The sequence below is a fragment of the Streptomyces coelicoflavus genome (genome assembly GCF_003112555.1).
GTDB classification, from domain to species: Bacteria; Actinomycetota; Actinomycetes; order Streptomycetales; family Streptomycetaceae; genus Streptomyces; species Streptomyces coelicoflavus.
Window position 1 is genome coordinate 131,457 of sequence record NZ_BEWB01000014.1, and the last position, 21,177, is coordinate 152,633.

Below are 21,177 nucleotides of genomic sequence, written 5' to 3' on the forward strand. Positions count from 1 at the left end.
ATGAACGCCCACGACACCGCCCCGGTGCCGCCACCCGGCTGCCCGGCCCACGGCTCCGGCGCCCGGGTGCCGCTGCACGGGCCGGAGTTCGCCGCCGACCCGCAGGCGTACTACGAGCACCTGCGTCACTACGGGGCCGCGGCCCCCGTCGAACTCGCCCCGGGGGTCGAGGCGACGCTGGTCACGGACTACGCGGCGGCGCTCCAACTGCTGCAGGACTCCGGAACCTTCCGCAAGGACGCGCGCCGCTGGCGGGCCTTCAACGAGGGCAGGATCAGCCCGGACAGCCCCGTCGCGCCCCTGCTGGCCTACCGGCCCAACTGCATGTTCGCCGACGGGGCCGACCACCTCAGGCTGCGCCAGGCGGTCACCGACAGCATGGCGCGGGTGGACACCCGGCGCCTGAGCCGCAGCACCGAGCAGATCTCGGGCTACCTCATCTCCCAGTTCGCCACCCGCGGTTCGGCCGACCTGCTCGGGGACTACGCCAAGCAGCTGCCGCTGTTCGTGTTCAACGAGCTCTTCGGCTGCCCCGCCGACATCGGCGACCGCGTGCTGTTCGGCATCTCCGGCATGTTCGACGGCGTCAACGCCGAGAAGGCCACCGCGGTCCTCTTCCAGGCGGTGGGGGAGCTGGTCGCCCTCAAGCGGCGCAAGCCCGGCGACGACGTCACCTCCTGGCTGATGCGGCACGAGGCCGGTCTCGACGACGAGGAGATGGTCCACCAGCTCGCCCTGCTCCTCGGTGCGGGCGCCGAGCCCCTGCGCAACCTCCTCGGCAACACCCTGCACCGGCTGCTCACCCACGAGCGGTACGCCCGTGAGGGCGGTCTGATCGACGAGGCGCTCGACGACACGCTGTGGGAGAACCCGCCCATGGCCAACTACGCCCCGCACTACCCGGCCGCCGACACCGAACTGGCCGGACAGCAGCTGCGGGCGGGCGACCTCGTCCTGGTCAGCTTCGCCGCGGCCAACACCGGCCCGGCCCTGTCGGCGTCCCGCCAGGCGGGCAGCAACCGCGCGCACCTCGCCTGGAGCGCGGGCCCGCACGCCTGCCCGTCCAAGGAACCGGCCCGGCACATCACGGTCACGGCCGTCGAGCACCTGCTCAACGAGCTGCCCGACGTCGAACTCGCGGTGCCCGAGGACAGCCTGACGTGGCGTCCGGGGCCCTTCAACCGGGCACTGGCCACGCTGCCGGCCCGGTTCACCCCCGTGCGCTCCGCACGGCGTGCCGAACCGGGGCAGGCCGCGGCGGCCGAGCGGGAGCAGCCGGCGAACACGGCCCGCCCGGCCGAACACAAGGGCATGTGGAGCCAGTTCCTCAACTGGCTCACACGGTGATCTGCGCAACACCTCCACAACCCGCCCCATTCGCATGAAGATCGAACGGCACGGGTAGTGAGCAACGCGGTACTCAAGTTGCTTACGAGTCAAAGGAGGTGTCGTGGACCACATATCCACGAACGCCGCTTTCCCGGCGCCGGACCCCCTGATACCCGCCCCCCGAGGCGGGTATCACTTTGTGCGGCTCCGACCGGAGACGGGCCGGTGACCGGCGCCCCGACGGGCACGGACCCGCGGCGCACACCGACGCTCGGTTCCCACACGGGCGGTCAGCTGCGAAGACTCGGGGCGGTCGCGGGCCTGTGCCGAGCCGACGTCGAGACCTACGCACAGGTCCTGACCGAGTCACTGGGCCCGGCGGCCGAGCGGCCGCTGAGCCTGCCGCCGCCCACCCGCACCTTCCTGTCCGACGACCACACCCCCGTGGAGTTCTCCCTCTCCTTCCGACCGGACGCGGCACCCTCCGTGCGGGTCCTCGTCGAACCCGGCTGCGGCGCAGACAGCCTGGCTCACAACGGCCGTGTCGGAATCGAGGCGATCCGGGCCATGGCGCGGCGCTGGCACTTCGCCACCGACGTCCTCGACGAACTCCGGGACCTGTTCCTGCCGGCCGCTCCGCAGGGCCCCCTCGCCCTGTGGTGCGCGCTGGAGCTGAGGCCCGGTGGGGTACCCAAGGTCAAGGTCTATCTGAACCCGGCGGCAGGTGGGGAGGAACGTTCCGCCGCGACGGTGCGCGAGGCTCTGCGCCGGCTCGGGTTCCGGCAGGCGTACGACGGTCTGCCCCGGGGCGCCGGGCATCCGTTCCTCGCCCTGGACCTCGGGGACTGGGCGGAACCCCGGGTGAAGGTGTACGTGCGGCACGAGAACCTCTCGGCCGGCCAGGCCGGGCGCCTGTCCCGGATGGACTCGGGTCCCGGGCCCGCGGCGGTCGAGGGGTTCTTCCGCACGGCCGCGGGTCTCGGCCCCGACGCGACGGGGCTCGGCGGGAGGCCCGGCCTGTCCTGCCACTCCTTCACCGACACCAGTACCGCACGGCCGAGCGGATTCACCCTGCACATCCCGGTCAGGGACTACGTCCGGCACGACGGGGAGGCCCTGGCCCGGGCGTCGAAAGTCCTGCGCCACCACGGCATGGACGCCTCCGTGCTCGACCGCGCCCTGGCGGCCCTCACCGAGCGGCGGCCCGAGGACGGGGTGGGCCTGATCGCCTACCTGGCCCTGGCACACCAGCGGGACCAGGCCCCGCGGGTCACGGCGTACCTCTCCTCGGAGGCGTACGCGGTCCGGCCGCCGGTCGTGGAGACCGTCCGCCGAGCGGTGCCGGTGTCCTGACCGGACCGTCCGCACCCGACGGGGCTCCCGGTGCGATCCGCCGGGAGCCCACGTCGTGGACCCGGCCGGGCGCCGTCGCGGACGTGCGCGGCGACGCCGGGCGGGGCACTCACACGGGCAGCGACTCCCGGAACCCGGCCAGGTACGGGCCCACGTCGACCTGGATCGAGGCCCCTTCGGTCCGGCCGTAGCGCTGGACGATGCCGGTGAGGTACGTGCCGACCTCCTCGCGCATCTCCTCGGCCGCCGGCAGTGCCGCGGCGCCGTCGATCAGGCGGGCCACCCACTCCGCTTGGGCCTCCACGAGACGGGTGATCGCGCCCACGGGGCGCACCAGCCCGACGAAGTACAGACCGGGCCGGTCCGCCGGGACGACCCGCCGGTACAGCTCGACCGAGCCGTCCGCCGCCACCGGGCAGCCGGCCGGCAGGAACGGGAAGGTCATGTGGAAGCCGGTGCAGTAGACGACCGCGTCGGCGGGCTCGGAACTGCCGTCCGTGAACACGACCCGGTCGCCGTCGAACGAGGCGATCGCGGGCTTCGGCGTCACCGCGCCGTGCCGGATCCGGCTGAGGATCTCGTCCGAGAGGGTCGTCGCGGAGGAGAAGACCGGGTGGTCGGGCTCGGGAAGGCCGTAGTCCGACAGCCTGCCGCGCGCCACCAGCAGGGCCTGCTCGACCCACTTGCGCCGTTCCGCGAAGGACATCTCGTTCCACCAGGGAGCCTCGGCGATCTCGTCGACCGACATCCCGAACAGCTGCTTGGGCACGATGTGCAGCCCCCGGCGCACCGACAGCAGGGTCCGCTCCGCGTGCCGGGAGAGGTCCGCCGCGATGTCCACCGCGGAGGCGCCGAGGCCCACCACGACGACGCGCCGGCCGGCGAAGTCGCCGCCGTCGCGGTAGTCCAGGGAGTGAAGAATCGTTCCGGCGAAGGAGTCGGCACCGGCCGGCAGGGGGTCGGGCAGGGCCGGATCGGTGTGGTGCCCCGAGGCGACGACCACCTGCTCGAACCGGCGCGAGGTCTGCGCGCCGTCCGCGCCCCGGCTGACGACGGTCCACAGGCCGTCGGCGTCCTGACGGACGGAGAGCACCTCGGTCCGCAGCTCGACGTGGCCGAGCAGGCCCGCCCACTCGGCGAAGGACCGCAGGTAGGCGGCGACCTGGCTGTGCCGGGGGTAGAGCGGGTACGACTCCGGCATCGGGAAGTCCGCGTATCCGGTCAGCTGCTTGGCGGTGTTCAGGTGCAGGGTCCGGTAGCCCGGACCGCGCTCGCCGGCCCCCGGCTGACGCCAGATCCCGCCGACGTCGGGTGCCTTCTCCAGGCAGACGAAGGAGATGCCGCGCTCCTTCAGGGCATGGCCCATCGCCAGGCCCGACAGGCCTGCACCGATCACACACACACGCACGGGACGTCCCCCCAGGATGTACTCAACCTCCCCCGATCATGCACTTACTGCCCATCCGTATCTCCACGCACACCAGAACGACCGGGGAACGGGCGTGTCGGTGGTCACGTTTCACGCGCCCCGCAGGTCCCGCACCCGGCGGATCTTGCCGAGCGAGCGCTCCAGCGTCTCCGGCTCGACGACCTCCACCTCGACGGTGACCCCCACACCGTCCTTGACGCCCTGGGCGATCGCCCGTGCGGCGGCCTCGCGCCGCTCGGGACCGGCGTCGGGGCGGGCCTCGACCCGTACGGTCATGTGGTCCATGCGGCCGCGTTCGGTGAGCCGGATCTGGAAGTGCGGGGCGACGCCGGGTGTGCGCAGCACGATCTCCTCGACCTGGGTCGGGAAGACGTTCACCCCGCGCAGGATGATCATGTCGTCGCAGCGGCCGGTGACCTTCCGCATCCGCCGGAAGGCGGGACGCGCGGTGCCGGGCAGCAACCGGGTCAGGTCGCGCGTGCGGTACCGGATCACCGGGAGCGCCTCCTTGGTGAGGGAGGTGAAGACGACCTCGCCCTCCTCGCCCTCGGGCAGCACCGCGTCCGTGAGCGGGTCCACCACCTCGGGGTAGAAGTGGTCCTCCCAGATGTGCAGTCCGTCCTTGGTCTCGACGCACTCCTGCGCCACGCCGGGGCCGATCACCTCGGACAGGCCGTAGATGTCGACGGCGTGGATGTCCATGCGCTCCTCGATCTCGCGCCGCATCTCCTCGGTCCACGGCTCCGCGCCGAAGATGCCGACCCTGAGGGAACTGCCGCGCGGATCGATGCCCTGGCGCTCGAACTCGTCGAGCAGCGTGAGCATGTAGGAGGGGGTGACCATGATGATCTCGGGGCGGAAGTCCTGGATGATCTGGACCTGACGTGCCGTCATGCCGCCGGACGCCGGGATCACCGTGCAGCCGGCGCGCTCCGCGCCGTAGTGGGCGCCGAGTCCGCCGGTGAACAGGCCGTAGCCGTAGGAGATGTGCACCTTGTGGCCCGGGCGGCCGCCGGCGGCGCGGATCGAACGGGCTGTGACGTCCGCCCACATGGACAGGTCGTTCTCGGTGTAACCGACCACGGTGGCACGGCCGGTGGTGCCGCTGGAGGCGTGCACGCGCCGCACGTCGGACATCGGGACCGCGAACATGCCGAAGGGGTAGGTGTCCCGCAGGTCCGCCTTGGTGGTGAAGGGGAACCTGGACAGGTCCGCCAGGCTGCGGCAGTCCTCGGGCGTCACCCCGGCGGCGTCGAACTTCTTGCGGTACAGCTCCACGTTGTCGTAGGCGTGCCGCAGGGTCGCGCGCAGGCGGTCGAGCTGGAGTTCGCGGAGCTGCTCGCGGGAGAGCCGCTCGGCGTCGTCGAGCAGGTCGTGGGGGAGGGGCTCGCCCGGTCGGGGTGCCGGGGCCGCCCCGGTCGTCGGCTCGCTGCTCATCGCGACTCCTTCGTCGTCGTGCCCGGCGTCTCGCGCGCCGTGTCCTCCCGGGCGCTGCGGCTGCGGCCGCGGAACTCCGCGATCAGCTCGTCGCCGCGCCGCACGCTCACGTCGTAGATGCCGCTGCGTCCGAACCGGGCACGCTCCTCGGCGCGGGCGACCAGCACGTCGCCCTCGCGGGCCGGGGCGACGAAGACGATGTCGGCGCCGGCCGCGACCGTGACCGGTCCGTGGCTGTTGCAGGCGCAGGCGAACGCGGTGTCGGCGAGCAGGAAGAGGAAGCCGCCGTGGGCGATCCGGTGTCCGTTGACCATCGCCGGGGTCACGGTCATCCTGACGACAGCGGTTCCCGCGCCGTGCTCGACCAGTTCGATGCCCAGTCCCCGTGACGCCTCGTCCGCGGCGAACATCACCTCCGTGGGCGTCCGCTCAGTGGTCTGCGACACCGTACCCACCACCCATTCTCCCGACCGACCATTCGGTTAGCTCGCGGCAAGGTCAAGTAATCCAGCCGTGCGGCGGCGCTGTCAAGAGTGTGACCGGCGTGCGTCCGGCTCTTGCCCGGCGGACGGAAACACGTCACACTGGTACCGAACGAATGGTCGGTTGGGAAGCTGGTGACGATGACCACGACACACGCCGCCGAGGCGCCGCCCCCGGACGCGCCGGACGGGCTCCAGGAGCACTTCGACGCGACGATCGCGCGCGACCAGCGGGTCGAGCCGCGGGACTGGATGCCCGACGGCTACCGCAGGACACTGGTCCGGCAGATCGCCCAGCACGCGCACTCGGAGATCATCGGCATGCAGCCCGAGGGCGAGTGGATCACCCGGGCACCGTCGCTGCGGCGCAAGGCGATCCTCTTCGCCAAGGTCCAGGACGAGGCCGGCCACGGCCTGTACCTGTACTCGGCGGCCGAGACCCTCGGCGCGGACCGCGAGGACCTCACCCGGCGGCTGATCGAGGGCCGCCAGAAGTACTCGTCGATCTTCAACTACCCGACCCTGAGCTTCGCGGACGTCGGTGTGATCGGCTGGTTCGTGGACGGCGCCGCGATCTGCAACCAGGTGCCGCTGTGCCGCAGCTCGTACGGGCCCTACGCGCGCGCGATGGTGCGCATCTGCAAGGAGGAGTCCTTCCACCAGCGGCAGGGCTACGAGCTGCTGATGACGATGATGCGCGGCACCGACGCCCAGCGCGAGATGGTCCAGGACGCGGTGAACCGCTGGTGGTGGCCGTCCCTGATGATGTTCGGCCCGCCCGACGACGCCTCGCCCAACTCGGCGCGCTCCATGGCCTGGAAGATCAAGCGGCACAGCAACGACGAACTGCGCCGCCGCTTCGTCGACATGACCGTCCCGCAGGCCGAGAAGCTCGGCGTCACCCTGCCCGACCCGGAGCTGCGCTGGAACGAGGAGAGCGGGCACCACGACTTCGGCACCCCCGACTGGGACGAGCTGATGCGCGTCATCAAGGGCGACGGCCCCTGCAACGACCGGCGGATGGAGCGGCGGCGCACCGCCCACGAGGAGGGCGCCTGGGTGCGCGAGGCGGCCACCGCCCACGCCGCCAAGCAGGCCGCCCGCACGGAGAAGGGAGCGGCGGCATGAGCGCCGACAAGCCCCAGCACCACGAGAAGCAGGGCTGGCCGCTGTACGAGGTCTTCGTGCGCGGCAAGCGCGGACTCAACCACGTCCACGTCGGCTCGCTGCACGCCGCCGACGACGCCATGGCCCTCACCCACGCCCGCGACCTCTACACCCGGCGCAACGAGGGCGTGAGCATCTGGGTGGTGCGCTCCGAGCACATCGCCGCCTCCACCCGCGACGAGAAGGACCCCTTCTTCGCCCCCAGCGCCGACAAGGTCTACCGCCACCCGACCTTCTACGACATCCCCGACGACGTCCCCCACATCTAGGAGCAGGGCATGAGTGACGACCACGTCTACCTCACCCTGGCCGAGGGACACGAGGACGACACCCGCTGGGCCTACGGCACCGGCTTCGAGGACCCGCTGCACGGCGTCGACACCACCGTCCCCGAGGGCGTCGACGCCGAAGCGCTGGCCGCCGAGTGCGTGGCGCTCGCCGACGACGCCCTGGTGAGCGCACAGCGGCTCGCCGAGTGGGTCACGCGCGCCCCGGAGCTGGAGGAGGAGGTGGCGCTGGCCAACATCGGCCTCGACCTGCTCGGCCAGGCCCGCCTGCTCTACTCCCGCGCGGGCCAGGCCGACGGCACCGGCCGCGACGAGGACGCCTACGCCTACTTCCGGGACGCCGAGGACTTCCGCAACGTGCGGCTGGCCGAACTCCCCGGCGGCGACTTCGCGTTCGCGGTCGTACGGCTGCTGGTGCTCTCCAGCTGGCGGCTGGCCCACTTCCGGCGCCTCGAGGCGCACCCCGACCCGGTGCTCGCGGCGGTCGCCGCCAAGGGCGTCAAGGAGCTGACCTACCACCGGCAGTACGCCGCCGAGTGGTGCGTGCGCCTGGGCGACGGCACCGACGAGTCGCACCGCCGGATGCGCGCCGCACTGGACGAGGCCGCCCCGTACCTGGGCGAGCTGCACACGGCGTACGACGTGCGGGACGAGGTTGCCGAGGACCTGCGCCAGGTCACCGAGGCCGCCGGGCTGACCCTGCCGGTCCACCGCCCGCTGCCCGGATCGGGCCGCGCCGGCGAGCACACCGAGCACCTGGCGCCGCTCCTCACCGAGCTCCAGGGCGTCGCCCGCGCCCACCCGGGGGCGACATGGTGACCGGCGGCCCCGCACTCCTGGACGCCCACCGCGCCCGGCACGTCGCCGAGCAGGTGCCCGACCCCGAGCTGCCCATGCTGACCCTCGCCGACCTCGGCGTCCTGCGCGACGTCGAGGTGACCGTGGACGGCACGGTCGTGGCGAGCCTGACCCCCACCTACTCGGGCTGCCCGGCCATGGCCGAGATGCGGGCGGACGTCGCCGCGCGGCTGCGGGACGCGGGGTACCCGCGCGTGGAGATCCGCACCGTCCTGGATCCGCCCTGGACCAGCGACTGGATCACCGAGTCGGGCCGCCTGAAGCTCGCCGAGCACGGCATCGCCCCGCCGGGGGCCGCGCCCCGCGGTCCCGTCTCCCTGGTCCTGTCGCCCACCCGGCCCGCGGTGCCCTGCCCCCGCTGCGGCTCCGCGGACACCGAGGAGACCTCCCGCTTCGCCGCCACGTCCTGCAAGGCGCTGTGGCGCTGCCGGGCCTGCCGCGAGCCGTTCGAGTACGTCAAGGAGATCTGATGGCCCCGACCGCCCCCGTCCCGGCGGCCCCCGTGCGCACCCGCCGCCGGCCCGCCTTCCACACCCTGCGCGTCGCCGCCGTGGAGCGGCTGTGCGCGGACGCCGCGGCCGTGAGCTTCGAGATCCCCGACAAGCTGGCCGGGGAGTTCGCCTTCGCGCCCGGACAGTCGCTCACCCTGCGGCGCGAGGTGGACGGCCGGGACGAGCGCCGCTCCTACTCGATCTGCGCGCCGGCCGGTTCGGCGCCGCGCATCGGGGTGCGGGTGGTGCCGGGCGGGCTGTTCTCGGCGTGGCTGGTCGAGGACGTGCGGCCGGGCGACACCGTGCAGGTGATGGCCCCCACCGGCCTCTTCACCCCCGACCTGGCCACCCCCGGCCACCACGTGCTGATCGCGGCCGGCTCGGGCATCACACCGATGGTGTCCATCGCCGAGTCGGTGCTCGCCGCCGACGACCGGTCCACCGTCACCCTCTTCTACGGCAACCGCCGTACCGGCACGGTGATGTTCGCCGACGAGCTGGCCGACCTGAAGGACCTCCACCCCACCCGCTTCCACCTCGCCCACGTGCTCTCCCGCGAGCCCCGCGAGGCCGAGGTGCTCTCCGGCCGGCTGGACGCGGAGCGGCTCTCGGCACTCATCGGCTCCCTGCTGGACGTGGAGAGCGCGGACCACTGGTGGCTGTGCGGGCCCCAGGGCATGGTCGCCGACGCCCAGCAGGTCCTGGCCGGCCTCGGCGTCCCGGCGGAGCGTGTCCACCGGGAACTGTTCTACGCCGACGACGAGCCCGTGCGGGAGGTCCGTCACGAGGAGAGCGGTCCGCAGGGCCCCGTCAGCGAGGTCACCGTCGTCCTGGACGGCCGCTCCACGACCGCCCCGCTCTCCCGCGAGCGGCCGGTCCTCGACGGGGCCCAGCAGACCCGCCCCGACCTGCCCTTCGCCTGCAAGGGCGGGGTCTGCGGAACCTGCCGGGCCCTGGTCACCGACGGCAGTGTCGACATGCGCCGCAACTACGCCCTCGAGGTGGCCGAGGTCGACGCGGGTTACGTCCTCACCTGCCAGTCGTACCCGGTGTCCGAGGAGCTGACCGTGGACTACGACAGCTGACCCCGGGACGGTCCGGCCCCGCTCAGGCCGGGTTGTCGCCGTGGGTGAGGGTCTCCCAGGCGACGAAGAGGTTGTTCGTGCCGGAGGGGCGGGTGCGCTCGGTCAGGGCCTGGGTGTTGGTCATGGCGAAGCCGAGGCGGTTGTGCATCGCGTTGTAGCCGACCTCGGTGACCGGGCCCAGCCCGAGGTCGATTTCCCCGCCGCACAGCCAGTCCGGCGCGGCCGCGCCCTGCTCGTACTTCGCCTGGAAGCCGAGCGCGTGCCGCAGGCGCTCGCCGACGTCGGTCCCGTACAGGTCCCGGCCCTGGATCCGGCTGGTCTCGGCGACGTGCGAGATGGACGCGATGCCGTATCCGGTGTGGGTGAGGTCCCGGCAGGTCTCCTGGGTGAGGCCGGTGACGAAGGTGGACTGGCCCTGCCAGTACCTGACGATCTCGTCCCGGGTGTCGAGGTGCTGGCTCGGCACGGTCTTCGGCAGGGCCCCGTCGGACTCCAGGTACACGTACGCGGCCGTGCGGGTGCGGAACCTGGCCATGGCCCTGTCGTAGGAGTCCCGGTCCTCCAGGAAGACGGAGATGCCGACGGCGGCCTCCGTCATCGTCAGCTCCCAGTTGCCGTTGGAGTTCGACCCGTTGATGATCTCGGGCAGGTAGACGTCCCGGAGCATGGTGGCGAAGCGGCCGGAGTTGGCCCAGTTTCCGCCGTACGTGTACTTGATGATCTCGGCGGCCTTGGCCCAGGAGGATCCGGCCCACCCGGTCTGCAGCGGCGCGTTGCTGTTGGTGTGGTCCCGGAGCACGGCGGACCAGGCGTCCATCAGCTCGATGGACTTGCGGGCGTACCGCTCGTCACGGGTGAGGTACCAGGCCAGCGCGTTGGTGTAGGCCGCGATGGCGTCCTCGCGCTCGTCGGTGCAGCCGTGGTTCGGGTTGGAGTAGGAGCCGCACTCCACCACCGCGCGGGGCTTCGGGGTGCGGTTCGGGTCGGCGTACCTGCTGGCCGTCATCTGGTCGAAGGCGCCCTTCCAGGGCTGGGCCCCCGCGGCGACCTTGGCGCGGACGAAGTCGAGTTGCCCCTGGGAGACGGTGACTCCGGGGTGCGTGAACGCGGCCGGTGCGGCGTCCGCACGGGGAGCGGCCGGGCCGGGGCCGGCCAGCAGGGCGCCGACGAGGGCGGCGGTGAGGGTCGTGAGAAGTGCGGCACGGGATCTGCGGTGACGGCGCGTGGGAGCAGAGGACATGTGGGGGGTCCATCCGTTCGTGTATGTGAACGCTGAATGCCTTCCTGAACGTTCGACTGCGCCGTGACGATAGGTAGAGACCAATGGGGCGTCAAGGGGCCACGCGAGGAATGCGGAGAGGTCCGGGCCCGCGAAGGCGCGCGAACACTATGAACGCAACGGCGGAAGGGGTGGCTCCGGCTCCGCCGCGTTCCTAACATCCCTGCTCGCAGCGCAACTTCGCGCCGGACCGCAGCAGCAGAGCACGTACAGGAGCCGCACCTTGCCCACACTCCACGCTCCCGCGCACGACACCGGGCCCGCCCGCCGCAGAGGCCGCCCCGCGGTGGTGGCCGCCGCGCTCGCCGCCGTCCTCCTCGGCACCCTCGGCAACGTGACCGCCGCCCCCGCGCGGGCCGCCGATCAGCCCGCGGGCGCGCAGCCGGTGGCCGCCGACTGCCCGCCCAACCTTGCGGACAAGGCCACCTGCTACACCGGCCAGGACGCCAACGGGGCCCACTACGCTATGGCCGTGCCGCACCGCTGGAACGGCTCCCTCGTCGTGCACGCGCACGGCGGCCCCGGCCTCGGCGACGCCTCCGACCCGGCCCGCAGCACCGAGGACCTCGAACGCTGGGCGGTGATGGTCGACCAGGGATACGCCTGGGCCGGCTCCTCCTACCGGCGCGGCGGCTACGGGGCCCGCATGGCGGCCGCCGACACCGAGAACGTACGCCGCCTGTTCACCGACCGGTTCGGCCGGCCCGGACACACCTACCTCCACGGCCAGTCCTGGGGCGGCAACGTCGCCGCCAAGGCCGCCGAGACCTACGGCCGGCGCCCCGGGGCCTACGACGGGGTGCTGCTGACCAACGGCGTCCTCGGCGGCGGTTCGCGCGGCTACGACTACCGCGTGGACCTGCGGGTGGTCTACCAGTACTACTGCCACAACCACCCGCGCCCCACCGAGCCGCAGTACCCGCTGTGGCAGGGTCTGCGCCCCGGCTCCACCATGACGACCGCCGGCCTGCGCGCCCGCCTCCAGGAGTGCACGGGCTACGCCTCCGACCGGGCGGACCGGACCGCGTCGCAGCAGCGCAACCTCGACGACATCCTCGCCGTCACCGGCATTCCCGAGCGCACCCTGGAGTCCCATCTCCGGTTCGCCACCTTCACGTTCCGGGACATCGTGACCAACCGGCTCGACGGGCGGAACCCGTGGAGCAACCGGGGGGTGCGCTACACCGGCTCGCACGACGACAAGGCGCTCAACGCCGGTGTCGAGCGCTTCTCCGCCGACCCCACCGCACGCCGGGACCTGTCCTGGGACAGCGATCTCACCGGCAGGGTGTCCGTACCCGTCCTCACGCTGCACGCCATCGACGACCCCACGGCGTTCGTCGAGCACGAGGCGGCCTACCGCGCCACGCTCCGGGGGGCGGGCCGGGACGAGAACCTCGTCCAGACGTTCACGAGCGAGCACGAGCACAGCTCGCTGAGCGACTCCGAGTACGCCAACTCCCTCTCGGCGCTGGACGCCTGGGTCCGCACCGGGCACAGGCCGAGCCCGCGTTCGATCGCCGCCGGCTGCGCCGCCTTCGACGCGGCCTACGGCGACGGCTGCTTCTACGACCCCGGCTTCCACCCCGCGCCGTACGCCTCTCGGGTGCGGCCCCGGCCGGGTGGCCTCGCCTGGCCCGCCATGACGGCCGCGCAGGAAAGGGCGTGGAGCAGGATCGAGGGCATCGGGATCGCGCCCTAACTCCGCTCTTCCAGTACCGCCCGGATCACGTGGCGTGCGTTGCCGGCCATCGCGGGGTTGGTCCCGCGGTGGTACGGCAGGGCGATCAGTGCCTGGGAGAGGGTGCGGCCCCGGCCGCGCCGCCAGGTCGCCGCGTCCACGCCGAGTGCCTGGCGGAAGACCTCCCTCGCGCCGGACGGCAGCAGGTTCCACGCCGGGAAGAGGTCGCAGGCCGGATCGCCCACGCCCATGCACCCGAAGTCGATCACCCCGGACAGCCTGCCGCCGGTCACCAGCAGGTTGCCCGGCATGAGGTCCGCGTGCAGCCAGCGGGGCGGTCCGTCCCAGGCCGGGGCGTGCAGCGCGTCCTGCCAGACCTCGGTCAGCGCGTCGCAGTCGACGTCCTCCTCGGGCAGGCCGCGCAGTTCGTCGAGCGCGGCCCGCGTCGACGCGTCGAGCGTGGCGAGCGGCCCGCCGCGGTACGCCGCCGGCGCGTCCGGCAGCGCGTCCGGCAGGGTGACGCTCCGCATCGCCGTCACGAACCCGGCCAGATCCCGCGCCAGCGACACCGGATCCGTCAGCCCTCCGGCCTCGGGGATCTCCCCGGGCAGCCACCGGTAGACCGACCAGGGCCACGGGTAGCCCTCGGCCGGCGCGCCTTCCCCGAGCACCTCGGGCACGGCGGTGGGCAGCAGCGGCGACAGCCGGGGCAGCCACTCCCGCTCCGTCACCACGTCCGCCACGCCGCCCCTGACCAGCGGCAGCCGTACGACCATGTCCTCGCCCAGCCGGTACATCGCGTTGACCGTGCCGCCGGAGGGGTGGCGCCGGACGGGCAGCCCCGCCCACTGCGGGAACCGGCCTTCGACCAGCCGCCGTACCAGACGGTCGTCGAGGGCGTACGGGTCCCGGTGTGTCTGCCCTGAACTCATGGACGTCATCCGACCCTTCGACGCGAACGGCCGTCAAATGCTTTCCCGGCCGGCCCGACGGCCCACCGACTGACCGACGAACGCCGCGCCCGCCGCCGTGCCCGCGGCCGTCAACAGGGCGCCGGGCAGCGACCACGTGGCCAGTGGGCCCGCGACGGCCACCCCCAGGGCGAAGGCGGTGACCTTGAGGCTCGCCCCGGTGGTGAAGATCTGGCCGCGCAGATGCTCGGGGGCCTCCCGGTGGCGCACCGCGAAGAGCGAGGTGAGCTGCGGCCCTTCGCCGACGCCGAGGACGAGTGCGGCCACGAGCAGGGCGACCGGCCGCCCCGTCGCCGCCAGCGCCAGCGCCGCGGCCTGCACCAGGGCCGAGAGCCGGACGACCGTGTCCGGGGCGACGGCGCGCGGGTGGCGCGCGAGTACGGCGTTGGCCGCCAGGGCGGAGACCGCCGCGCAGGAGAACAGCAGGGCTCCGCGCCCGGCCCCGCCGAGAACCCGTGCGCCCAGCAGCGGGACACAGGCCGTCAGCATGCCCTGGGCGGCACAGCAGACGACCGAGACGAGGGTCGCCCGGGCCAGCGGCGGAGACCGGACGACGACACGGAACCCGGCGGCGAGGGCCGCGGTCACCGGGGCGGGTCGCGCCCGAAGGGCCGTGGCGGTGCGCGCCGGCAACCGCCACGCCACGGGCGCGGCGACGGCGACCAGTGCTGCGGCGACCACGACCGCCGCGGAGGCTCCGAGCACCTCGGCCGCCGCACCGGCGAGGGCCGGACCGGCCAGGGCTGCCGCGCCGAAGGTCATCGCGTCCAGCGCGTTGGCCCTGGGCAGCCGTGGGGCCGCCGCCACCCGCGGGAGCTGCGCGGTCCAGCCGCCCGACAGCGCCGGACCCAGCAGCCCCGTGAGCACCGCGAGCAGGACGGTCCAGGCCGTCGGGAGGCGGCCGAGCCCCGCGAGGATCGCCGCCAGTCCCGCCGCGTACAGCGCGAGCGCGCAGGCCAGGAGCCGGCCCGGCCGCACCGCCCGGTCCAGGAGCGCCCCGAGCACCGGTCCACCGACCGCGGCGGCGACCGTGATGCCCGCGAGCAGCGACGACGCGCCCGTCGCCGATCCGGTGACGGCGAGTCCGGCCAGCAGCAGCGCCGGTCCGGACATCTCGTCACCGACGCGCGCGGCCGTCGCCCCGGCCAGGTAGGAGCGTACGGAGTATCCCTTCGGCATCCGGCCGACGGTACGGACGTAACTCAAAACTCCGCAACATGCGTTACATTCGGCCGGTGTCCACGCCTTCCGATCCCTCCGAAGCCGACTGGTCCACCAGGCACTCCGTGCTGTCCACGGCGCGGCGCACCGCCGCCCTGGTCAACGTGCTCTCGGGCGGCCCTCCCGGCCCCGGCAGCGGCACCGGTCCCCACCCCGCGCCCGACGCGGTCGCCGAAGTCCTGCGCGCCCACGGCGAGATCGATCCCTCCGACCTCACCTCCCGTGACGTCGAAGGGATGCGCGCGGGGGCCGTCCTGCTGCGGGAGGTCTTCGCCGCGGACTCCGCCGACGCCGCCGCGCACGCCCTCAACCGCCTCCTCGGGGCGCACACGGGAGCACTCCGGCTGACGTCCCACCAGGGCGTCACGCCCTGGCACCCCCACCTCGACCGCGGCGACGACGCGCCCTGGCCGGAATGGTTCCTGGCCTCGTCCTGCATGGCGCTGGCCGTCCTGGTCTGGGACCGCCAGCGCCCACCCGGCAGGGTCTGCGCGTCCGGTGCCTGCCGCAACGTCTTCATCCGGCAGGGCAGCGGTCCGGAGCGCCGCTACTGCTCACGCCGCTGTGCGACGAGGGAGCGGGTCGCGGCGCACCGGCGCCGGGGCTGACGGGGGCTGACGGGGTCTCAGACGCCGAACTCCGTGGGCGGGATGCCGAGCGCGGTGCACGCCTCGCGGATCGCGTACTGCTCGGACTGCTCGAAGGTGCCGTCGGCCCCGGCGACGACCATGCCGGTCTGGACCACCGCACGAGCCTCCGCGGGCTTCTTGGCGGCCTTGGCGATCACCTGGAGCGCCTCGGCCCTGCCCTGCTCGAAGTTGGCGAGGAGCCGGTCCACGTGCTGGTTGAACCGCTGGCGGAGCTGGTCCGCCGGGAAGTTCTGAAGCACCTCGTTGGAGACGATCAGCTCCTCCACGCGCTGCCGCTCCGACGGCTCCACCCGTCCGTCCGCGGCGGCGACCAGCGCGCACATGGCCATGCTGGCGTCCCGGTAGGCCCCGCTCTTGAGCTCGTTCTTGGCCGAGGCGAGCTGGGCCTTGAACATCCCGATCACCTGGGCCTTGGAACCGCCGGAGGAGCCGGAGGACGAGCCGGACCTGCCGCCTCCCAGGGGCCCGTGCGACCCCTGCCCGGACCCGCCCGCTCCCCGAGCGCCCTGGGACTGCTGGAAGGTCTTGGCCTGGTCCTTGATCTTGTCCCACATCGCCACTCGTGCCACCTCGGCTTCTGTCGCTGTGTATCGGTCTTCCTCGGCCGCGATTTCCCGCGGTCACCACGATGAACGCGCCCGGGAACCACAGGGTTCCCCAAAAGCAAAGGGAAGGCAAAGCGACTTTCGGCTGTCCCCGCTGAACTGTCCCCGCTTGAACTGTCCCTGCTCGAGCCGTCCCTACTGGGGCGCAGGGTGGGCGCGGTCCTGGTCCGGGGCGCCGGTGTGCCGACGGCAGGACGCGTCGTGCCGCGTGCCCAGAGAGGTCCACCACCGCTCGCAGCAGTCGTCGTGGACCGGGGAGCGGGCGCCGGGGCCCGTGCACTCCGGGCCGTGCACGACGCCGTCGGCGTGCCGCCAGAACGCGCAGCACGGTTCGAGACCCGACCCGAGCGGCTGCCGCACGCCGGGGCGGGCCAGGTACTCGGCCCGCACGGCCAGGGCGACACCGCGCCGGTGCAGCGCGCCCTCACGTGCCGCGCACCAGGCGAACACGGCGGCGGCGTACAGACCGGGCAGGGCGAGCAAGGGGTGACGGGTGGCGGCGTATCCGGCGGCGGCGAGAAGGAGCACGGCGGCGGCACGGCACGCACGGGCGGTGCGCAGGCTCGGCGTCACAGGGAACTCCCGTGGGTCGGCGGGGGAGAAGGCCTCGGGCCATCCGTATGCCCCCGGTTCGCCGTCCTACGGGTGCCCGGCCGAAATTCCGTTGCGGCCCGTGACCGCGGTCCCCGACTCTGCTTCTCATGTCCCCTGCCGACCTGCGACCGGCCACGCTCGCCGACGCCCCCGCCATCACCGAACTCCTCAACGAGATAGACCGGATCGAGATCGGCCGCCCCGAGACCGACCAGCACACCGTCGAAGCGGACCTGAAGCACCCGCGCACGGACCTGGCCCAGGACTCGTGGCTCGCCCTCGAAGACGGCCGCCCGGTGGCGTACGGGCTGCTGTGGGACGACTCCGGCGGGGAACGCGTCGACATCGACCACTACGTGCTGCCCGACCACCAGCGGTGCGGGCTGCGCATGCTGGTGGCCATGGAGGCCCGCGCCCTGGCCAGGGCACGGGCGAACGGCGCGGAGCGCGCCGTCGTCCACCTGCACCTCAACGCCCGGCCCACCACCGACACCACGCTCCTCACCGAGCGCGGCTGGAGCGTCGTGCGCACCCACCACGTACTGCGCCGCACGCTGGACCCGGCGGCCGACCTCCCGCCCGAGGCCCCGGCGGGCGTGCGGGTGCGGGCGTGCGCCACGGAGTCGGACCGCGTCAAGGTGCACGAGCTGTACCAGCGGTCGTTCGCACACCACTTCGACTTCCAGCCGCGCCCCTACCGGCTGTGGCTCGACGACATCGACGCCGCCGGGCTGGACTGGTCCCTGGTCTGGATCGCCGGCACCGACGACCTGGGCGACGCCGGATTCCTGATCGCCCGGGACGACCGCGAGGCCATGGGCTGGATCCGCGGCATCGGCGTGCTGGACGAGGCCCGTGGCCGCGGCCTGGGCGGCTTCCTCCTGCGCCACGCCTTCGCGCACTTCGCCGCGCGGGGCCGGGACACGGTGGGCCTCGGCGTCGACACCGCCAACGCGACGGGCGCCCCGCGGCTGTACCACCGCAACGGCATGACGGTCCACTTCGCGGTCGACACCTGGGAGGCCGTGCTCGTCTGAGGCACCGCGCCGGGCACCGCAGGGTGCGGCCCGTCGTGCGCGGGACCGTCAGGGGCGGCCCCGCCACGCAGTCAGGACCGCTCCTGCGCGTGGTGGCCCAGGGCCGCGCTGCGGCTCGTCGCCAGGTGATGGAGCACCAGTTCCTGGACGCGGTCCACGTCGCGCGCCGCGATGGCCCGGTAGAGGGCGTCGTGCTCCAGGGCGACGGCGAGCAGGTCGTCGTGCTGGCCCAGCAGCCAGCGCAGCCGGCTGCGCAGGACCCGCTCCAGTTCGTTGAGCAGCTCGTTGGCGGCCAGGGAGACGACGGTCTCGTGGAAGTCGGCGGCGGCACGGCGGGCCCGCACCGCGTCGTTCGCGCGGGCCGCGTCGAGTTCGGCGTCCACCGTCGCGCGCAGCCGTTCCAGTCCCTCCCGTGTGTGCCGCTGGGCGGCGAGCCGGAACCCCAGGGTCTCCAGGCCCGAGCGGACCTCGTCCAGGTCGGCGATGTCGCTCGTGGTGAACTCCCGCACCACCGCCCAGCTCCGTGGCCTCGGTGTCACCAGACCCTCCGACACCAGGGTCTTGAGGGCCTCGCGGACCGGGAGCCGGCTCACGCCGAGGGACTCGGCCAAGTCCCTTTCGACCAGGCGGCTGCCCGGACTCCGCACCCCGTCGACGATCTCGTCGCGCAACCGCCGCGTGACCCGCTCGGACTCGGGCGTGAAGCCCTCTGACGCAGCCATCGCCGTCCCTCGTCTGTTTCCCGTTCCCCGGCACGCCGACCGCGCCGTGCGGGGCGGCGGTCGGGCGGCCCGTCAGGATACCCCGGGGGCCGCGGGCGGCCGGGGCGGGACGGCGCGACGACGGGTCAGCCCGCCTGCGGGGGCCAGTTGACGATCCGCTTGGGACGCGGGCGGGCGTAGGTGCGCACCTTGGACGTGGACAGACCGAGCCGGACCAGCGACTCCGCGACCGTCACGGCGGCGGTCACCCCGTCGACCACGGGGACACCGGTGCGCTCCACCACACGCTCGGCGAGACCCGCCATGCCCCCGCAGCCCAGGCAGATCACCTCGGCCCGGTCGTCCTCGACCGCTCGGGCGGCCTGCTCGGTGATGGCGTCCACGGCGCCCTGTTCGTCCTCTTCCAGTTCGAGTACGGCGAGCCCGCTGGCCCGCACCGAGGCGCACCTGGCGCTCAGTCCGGCCACCTCCAGCCGCTCCTCGATGAGGGGGACCGTACGGTCGAGGGTGGTGACGACGGAGTAGCGGCGGCCCAGGTACTGCGCGGTGCTCGCCGCCGCCTCCGTGATGTCGACGACGGGGACGTCGAGCAGTTCCTGGAGCCCTTCCCGCCCGTGTTCGCCGTAGCCGGCCTGGATCACCGCGTCGAACGGCTCCGGATGGGCACGGACGGCCTCCATCACCGCGACCGCGGCGAGGTAGCTCTCGTAGTTGCCCTCGACGGACTCCGCGCCGAAGGCCGGCGTCAGCGGCACGATCTCGGTGCCGGGGGAAGCGGCGCCGGCGGCCTGCTTGCCGATCGCGTCGGTGATGGACTGCGTGGTGTTGACGTTGACCACGAGGATGCGCATGGGGGCCTGGGCCTTCTGCTCGGACGGGGTGGTTCCACGACGGGGCGGGTCGGGGAGGCACGCGCAGGGGGAGGAGCGTGCCGGAGGAGAGAGCGTGCCGGGCTATTCCGCCGCGACGGCGATCGCCTCGCCGTCCACGTCACGGAACGGGGAGGCACGGTCGGCGATCAGCGCGTACAGCCCCGCGCCGAGGACCGCGCCGACGAACCAGGAGAACCCGGCCGCGGCGTGGAAGAAGGGGACGAGGGCGACGACGACGGCGATCGTGGCGCTGGGGACGAAGGCGGCGACGGCGCGCGGGTTGTAGCCGCGCCGGTAGTGGTATTCCGCGCCCGCGTCCTCGGTGTAGAGGGCCGGCACGTTCACACGGGACTTCCGCAGCAGCCAGTAGTCCGCCATGATCACGCCGAACAGGGGGCCGAGCAGCGCGCCGAGCCCGCCGAGGAAGTAGTTCACGACGACGGGGCTGTCGTAGAGGTTCCAGGGTGTGATCACCAGGCCCAGGACCGCGCTCACCAGACCCGCGCGGCGGAAGTCGAGCCGGTGCGGGAAGAGGTTGACCAGGGCGTAGATCGGCGCGACGAAGTTGGCCAGCAGGTTCACCGCCACCGTGAGGGCGATGAGACAGAGCGAGGCGACGGCCAGCAGGAACATGTTGGGGATGGTCCGCACGATGTCCGTCGGGCTGGTGATCACGTGCCCGTCGAGGGTGAACTGGGCTCCGCTGAGGACCGCCACGATGACGGCGAAGAAGAGCATGTTCACCGGGATGCCGATCACGTTGCCCCGGACGATGGAGCCGCGACTGCGCGCGGACCGGGTGAAGTCGCAGAAGTTCAGCACGAACGTCCCGTAGATCACCACCCACAGGGCCGCGGCCTGGAGCACCTGGAGCCACATCGCGCCGCCGGTGAGCGGATCGCCGATCGACACGGAGACCGAGCCGTCGGCCCGGACGAACATCCACACCGCGAGGGCGCACATGGTGAGCAGCGTGGTGGGCGCCGCGAAGGCCATGTACCGGCGGATCATCTGCATCCCGTAGCTGACGATGAGCACCTGGAGGGCCCACAGCGCCAGGAAGGTGATCCAGCCGAGCGTCGACTGGCCGAGCAGGGAGTTGGTGTCCAGGGAGGCCAGGGACGGGAACATGGCCACCAGGAGGGCGCTCAGCACGGCCGAGGCCAGATAAGTCTGTATACCAAACCAGGCGATCGCCACCGCACCGCGGACGGTGGCCGGAATCTTCGCCCCCTTGATGCCGAACGCGATGCGGCTCATGACGGGGAACGGCACGCCCGTCTTGTGGCCCATGAATCCGGACAGGGTGAGCAGGAGGAAGAGCAGGACCGAGGCGAGCGCGAAGGCGGCGAGGATGCCCCACACGTTCAGCCCGAGGGCGAACAGCCCGATGGCGAAGGCGTAATTGCCCAGGCTGTGCACGTCGTTGGCCCACAGCGTGAAGACGTTGTAGGCGCCCCAGCGGCGCCCTTCCCGCTTCGTCGGGGCCAGGTCGTACGTGTAGAGGCCGGAGCTGGTCGCGGTGTCGCCGGTCCGGGTGGACGGGCGGCGGTCTTCCAGGGCAGTCATACGGGACTCCTGGGATCAGGTGCGGGGAGTTGGAGGCTTTCACAAGGCGGAAGCGGCT

21 protein-coding genes are annotated in these 21,177 nt (G+C 72.9%); 10 read left to right on the forward strand and 11 right to left on the reverse strand.

Going from position 1 to position 21,177, the window contains the following annotated elements; all coding sequences use genetic code 11:
- Both Sco07f_RS31225 and Sco07f_RS31230 read left to right on the forward strand, forming a co-directional pair.
- A complete protein-coding gene (locus tag Sco07f_RS31225) occupies positions 1 to 1,347 on the forward strand; it encodes a cytochrome P450 (RefSeq protein WP_007388030.1) in 1,347 nt (448 codons plus the stop codon).
- Between the two features lie 207 nt (positions 1,348 to 1,554).
- Complete coding sequence (locus tag Sco07f_RS31230; RefSeq protein ID WP_108989780.1) at positions 1,555 to 2,682, forward strand: tryptophan dimethylallyltransferase family protein; 1,128 nt, start codon at positions 1,555 to 1,557, stop codon at positions 2,680 to 2,682.
- A 109-nt stretch (positions 2,683 to 2,791) separates the two neighbouring features.
- On the opposite strand, the gene Sco07f_RS31235 is transcribed toward Sco07f_RS31230, so the two are convergent.
- The 3 genes from Sco07f_RS31235 to paaI form a co-directional block, all read right to left on the reverse strand.
- On the reverse strand, positions 2,792 to 4,090 hold the full coding sequence (locus Sco07f_RS31235; RefSeq protein ID WP_007388046.1) for a flavin-containing monooxygenase: 1,299 nt from the start codon (positions 4,088 to 4,090) through the stop codon (positions 2,792 to 2,794).
- Positions 4,091 to 4,201: 111 nt separating this feature from the next.
- The gene (gene paaK / locus Sco07f_RS31240) at positions 4,202 to 5,548 is read right to left on the reverse strand and encodes a phenylacetate--CoA ligase PaaK (RefSeq protein WP_108989781.1); all 1,347 of its coding nucleotides are present in this window, start codon (positions 5,546 to 5,548) and stop codon (positions 4,202 to 4,204) included.
- Positions 5,545 to 5,958: a hydroxyphenylacetyl-CoA thioesterase PaaI gene (gene paaI, locus Sco07f_RS31245; protein ID WP_164143147.1), complete on the reverse strand. Its 414-nt coding sequence runs from the start codon at positions 5,956 to 5,958 to the stop codon at positions 5,545 to 5,547. The genes paaK and paaI overlap by 4 nt, the downstream gene beginning before the upstream one ends.
- A 213-nt stretch (positions 5,959 to 6,171) precedes the next feature.
- On the opposite strand from paaI, the gene paaA reads away from it, so the two are divergent.
- Genes paaA through paaE form a run of 5 tightly spaced genes read left to right on the forward strand, consistent with a single transcriptional unit; the run spans position 6,172 to position 9,918 of the window.
- Positions 6,172 to 7,158, forward strand: coding sequence for a 1,2-phenylacetyl-CoA epoxidase subunit PaaA (paaA, locus tag Sco07f_RS31250; protein ID WP_108989877.1), 987 nt, complete (start codon positions 6,172 to 6,174; stop codon positions 7,156 to 7,158).
- Positions 7,155 to 7,466: a 1,2-phenylacetyl-CoA epoxidase subunit PaaB gene (paaB, locus tag Sco07f_RS31255; protein ID WP_007388027.1), complete on the forward strand. Its 312-nt coding sequence runs from the start codon at positions 7,155 to 7,157 to the stop codon at positions 7,464 to 7,466. Before paaA ends, paaB begins: the two co-directional genes overlap by 4 nt.
- Before the next feature lie 9 nt (positions 7,467 to 7,475).
- Complete coding sequence (paaC, locus tag Sco07f_RS31260; RefSeq protein ID WP_108989783.1) at positions 7,476 to 8,303, forward strand: 1,2-phenylacetyl-CoA epoxidase subunit PaaC; 828 nt, start codon at positions 7,476 to 7,478, stop codon at positions 8,301 to 8,303.
- Positions 8,297 to 8,812 (forward strand): 1,2-phenylacetyl-CoA epoxidase subunit PaaD, encoded by a 516-nt coding sequence (paaD, locus tag Sco07f_RS31265; RefSeq protein ID WP_167468276.1) that lies wholly within the window; start codon positions 8,297 to 8,299, stop codon positions 8,810 to 8,812. Before paaC ends, paaD begins: the two co-directional genes overlap by 7 nt.
- The gene (gene paaE / locus Sco07f_RS31270; protein ID WP_108989784.1) at positions 8,812 to 9,918 is read left to right on the forward strand and encodes a 1,2-phenylacetyl-CoA epoxidase subunit PaaE; all 1,107 of its coding nucleotides are present in this window, start codon (positions 8,812 to 8,814) and stop codon (positions 9,916 to 9,918) included. Before paaD ends, paaE begins: the two co-directional genes overlap by 1 nt.
- Positions 9,919 to 9,940: 22 nt before the next feature.
- Here the strand turns inward: paaE and Sco07f_RS31275 are convergent, their stop codons facing one another.
- Complete coding sequence (locus Sco07f_RS31275) at positions 9,941 to 11,158, reverse strand: alginate lyase family protein (protein ID WP_108989785.1); 1,218 nt, start codon at positions 11,156 to 11,158, stop codon at positions 9,941 to 9,943.
- Positions 11,159 to 11,420: 262 nt separating this feature from the next.
- On the opposite strand from Sco07f_RS31275, the gene Sco07f_RS31280 reads away from it, so the two are divergent.
- Complete coding sequence (locus tag Sco07f_RS31280; protein ID WP_087792463.1) at positions 11,421 to 12,899, forward strand: DUF6351 family protein; 1,479 nt, start codon at positions 11,421 to 11,423, stop codon at positions 12,897 to 12,899.
- Here the strand turns inward: Sco07f_RS31280 and Sco07f_RS31285 are convergent.
- Positions 12,896 to 13,810, reverse strand: a complete 915-nt coding sequence (locus Sco07f_RS31285) for an aminoglycoside phosphotransferase family protein (RefSeq protein WP_054101543.1) — start codon at positions 13,808 to 13,810, stop codon at positions 12,896 to 12,898. The two genes, Sco07f_RS31280 and Sco07f_RS31285, sit on opposite strands and share 4 nt — an antisense overlap.
- A gap of 33 nt (positions 13,811 to 13,843) precedes the next feature.
- Positions 13,844 to 15,028 carry an MFS transporter gene (locus tag Sco07f_RS31290; RefSeq protein WP_108989786.1) on the reverse strand — a complete coding sequence of 395 codons (1,185 nt, stop codon included), beginning with the start codon at positions 15,026 to 15,028 and terminating at the stop codon, positions 13,844 to 13,846.
- Between the two features lie 38 nt (positions 15,029 to 15,066).
- Between Sco07f_RS31290 and Sco07f_RS31295 the strand changes: the two genes are divergently transcribed.
- Entirely contained in the window at positions 15,067 to 15,678 is a 612-nt protein-coding gene (locus Sco07f_RS31295; protein ID WP_108989787.1) for a CGNR zinc finger domain-containing protein, read from the forward strand.
- A 17-nt stretch (positions 15,679 to 15,695) separates the two neighbouring features.
- On the opposite strand, the gene Sco07f_RS31300 is transcribed toward Sco07f_RS31295, so the two are convergent.
- Entirely contained in the window at positions 15,696 to 16,280 is a 585-nt protein-coding gene (locus tag Sco07f_RS31300) for a tellurite resistance TerB family protein (protein ID WP_042825622.1), read from the reverse strand.
- Positions 16,281 to 16,460: 180 nt separating this feature from the next.
- Positions 16,461 to 16,898, reverse strand: a complete 438-nt coding sequence (locus Sco07f_RS31305) for a hypothetical protein (RefSeq protein ID WP_108989788.1) — start codon at positions 16,896 to 16,898, stop codon at positions 16,461 to 16,463.
- A gap of 128 nt (positions 16,899 to 17,026) precedes the next feature.
- Between Sco07f_RS31305 and Sco07f_RS31310 the strand changes: the two genes are divergently transcribed.
- Positions 17,027 to 17,956 (forward strand): GNAT family N-acetyltransferase, encoded by a 930-nt coding sequence (locus Sco07f_RS31310; RefSeq protein ID WP_087792468.1) that lies wholly within the window; start codon positions 17,027 to 17,029, stop codon positions 17,954 to 17,956.
- Between the two features lie 71 nt (positions 17,957 to 18,027).
- On the opposite strand, the gene Sco07f_RS31315 is transcribed toward Sco07f_RS31310, so the two are convergent.
- The 3 genes from Sco07f_RS31315 to Sco07f_RS31325 all read right to left on the reverse strand — a co-directional run bounded on the left by Sco07f_RS31315 (position 18,028) and on the right by Sco07f_RS31325 (position 21,119).
- The gene (locus Sco07f_RS31315) at positions 18,028 to 18,678 is read right to left on the reverse strand and encodes a GntR family transcriptional regulator (RefSeq protein ID WP_007446382.1); all 651 of its coding nucleotides are present in this window, start codon (positions 18,676 to 18,678) and stop codon (positions 18,028 to 18,030) included.
- A 125-nt stretch (positions 18,679 to 18,803) separates the two neighbouring features.
- On the reverse strand, positions 18,804 to 19,529 hold the full coding sequence (locus Sco07f_RS31320; RefSeq protein WP_108989789.1) for an aspartate/glutamate racemase family protein: 726 nt from the start codon (positions 19,527 to 19,529) through the stop codon (positions 18,804 to 18,806).
- 102 nt (positions 19,530 to 19,631) lie between these two features.
- A complete protein-coding gene (locus Sco07f_RS31325) occupies positions 19,632 to 21,119 on the reverse strand; it encodes an NCS1 family nucleobase:cation symporter-1 (protein WP_007446380.1) in 1,488 nt (495 codons plus the stop codon).
- Positions 21,120 to 21,177: the final 58 nt, after the last annotated feature.

What these genes read in the sequence shown, in the direction of transcription:
- Sco07f_RS31225 (WP_007388030.1), top strand. Translation starts at nt 1, where the DNA reads ATGAACGCCCACGACACCGCCCCGGTGCCGCCACCCGGCTGCCCGGCC.
- paaK (WP_108989781.1), bottom strand. Translation starts at nt 5,548, where the DNA reads ATGAGCAGCGAGCCGACGACCGGGGCGGCCCCGGCACCCCGACCGGGC.
- paaI (WP_164143147.1), bottom strand. Translation starts at nt 5,958, where the DNA reads ATGTTCGCCGCGGACGAGGCGTCACGGGGACTGGGCATCGAACTGGTC.
- paaA (WP_108989877.1), top strand. Translation starts at nt 6,172, where the DNA reads ATGACCACGACACACGCCGCCGAGGCGCCGCCCCCGGACGCGCCGGAC.
- paaB (WP_007388027.1), top strand. Translation starts at nt 7,155, where the DNA reads ATGAGCGCCGACAAGCCCCAGCACCACGAGAAGCAGGGCTGGCCGCTG.
- paaC (WP_108989783.1), top strand. Translation starts at nt 7,476, where the DNA reads ATGAGTGACGACCACGTCTACCTCACCCTGGCCGAGGGACACGAGGAC.
- paaD (WP_167468276.1), top strand. Translation starts at nt 8,297, where the DNA reads ATGGTGACCGGCGGCCCCGCACTCCTGGACGCCCACCGCGCCCGGCAC.
- paaE (WP_108989784.1), top strand. Translation starts at nt 8,812, where the DNA reads ATGGCCCCGACCGCCCCCGTCCCGGCGGCCCCCGTGCGCACCCGCCGC.
- Sco07f_RS31275 (WP_108989785.1), bottom strand. Translation starts at nt 11,158, where the DNA reads ATGTCCTCTGCTCCCACGCGCCGTCACCGCAGATCCCGTGCCGCACTT.
- Sco07f_RS31285 (WP_054101543.1), bottom strand. Translation starts at nt 13,810, where the DNA reads ATGAGTTCAGGGCAGACACACCGGGACCCGTACGCCCTCGACGACCGT.
- Sco07f_RS31290 (WP_108989786.1), bottom strand. Translation starts at nt 15,028, where the DNA reads ATGCCGAAGGGATACTCCGTACGCTCCTACCTGGCCGGGGCGACGGCC.
- Sco07f_RS31295 (WP_108989787.1), top strand. Translation starts at nt 15,067, where the DNA reads ATGCGTTACATTCGGCCGGTGTCCACGCCTTCCGATCCCTCCGAAGCC.
- Sco07f_RS31310 (WP_087792468.1), top strand. Translation starts at nt 17,027, where the DNA reads ATGTCCCCTGCCGACCTGCGACCGGCCACGCTCGCCGACGCCCCCGCC.
- Sco07f_RS31315 (WP_007446382.1), bottom strand. Translation starts at nt 18,678, where the DNA reads ATGGCTGCGTCAGAGGGCTTCACGCCCGAGTCCGAGCGGGTCACGCGG.
- Sco07f_RS31320 (WP_108989789.1), bottom strand. Translation starts at nt 19,529, where the DNA reads ATGCGCATCCTCGTGGTCAACGTCAACACCACGCAGTCCATCACCGAC.
- Sco07f_RS31325 (WP_007446380.1), bottom strand. Translation starts at nt 21,119, where the DNA reads ATGACTGCCCTGGAAGACCGCCGCCCGTCCACCCGGACCGGCGACACC.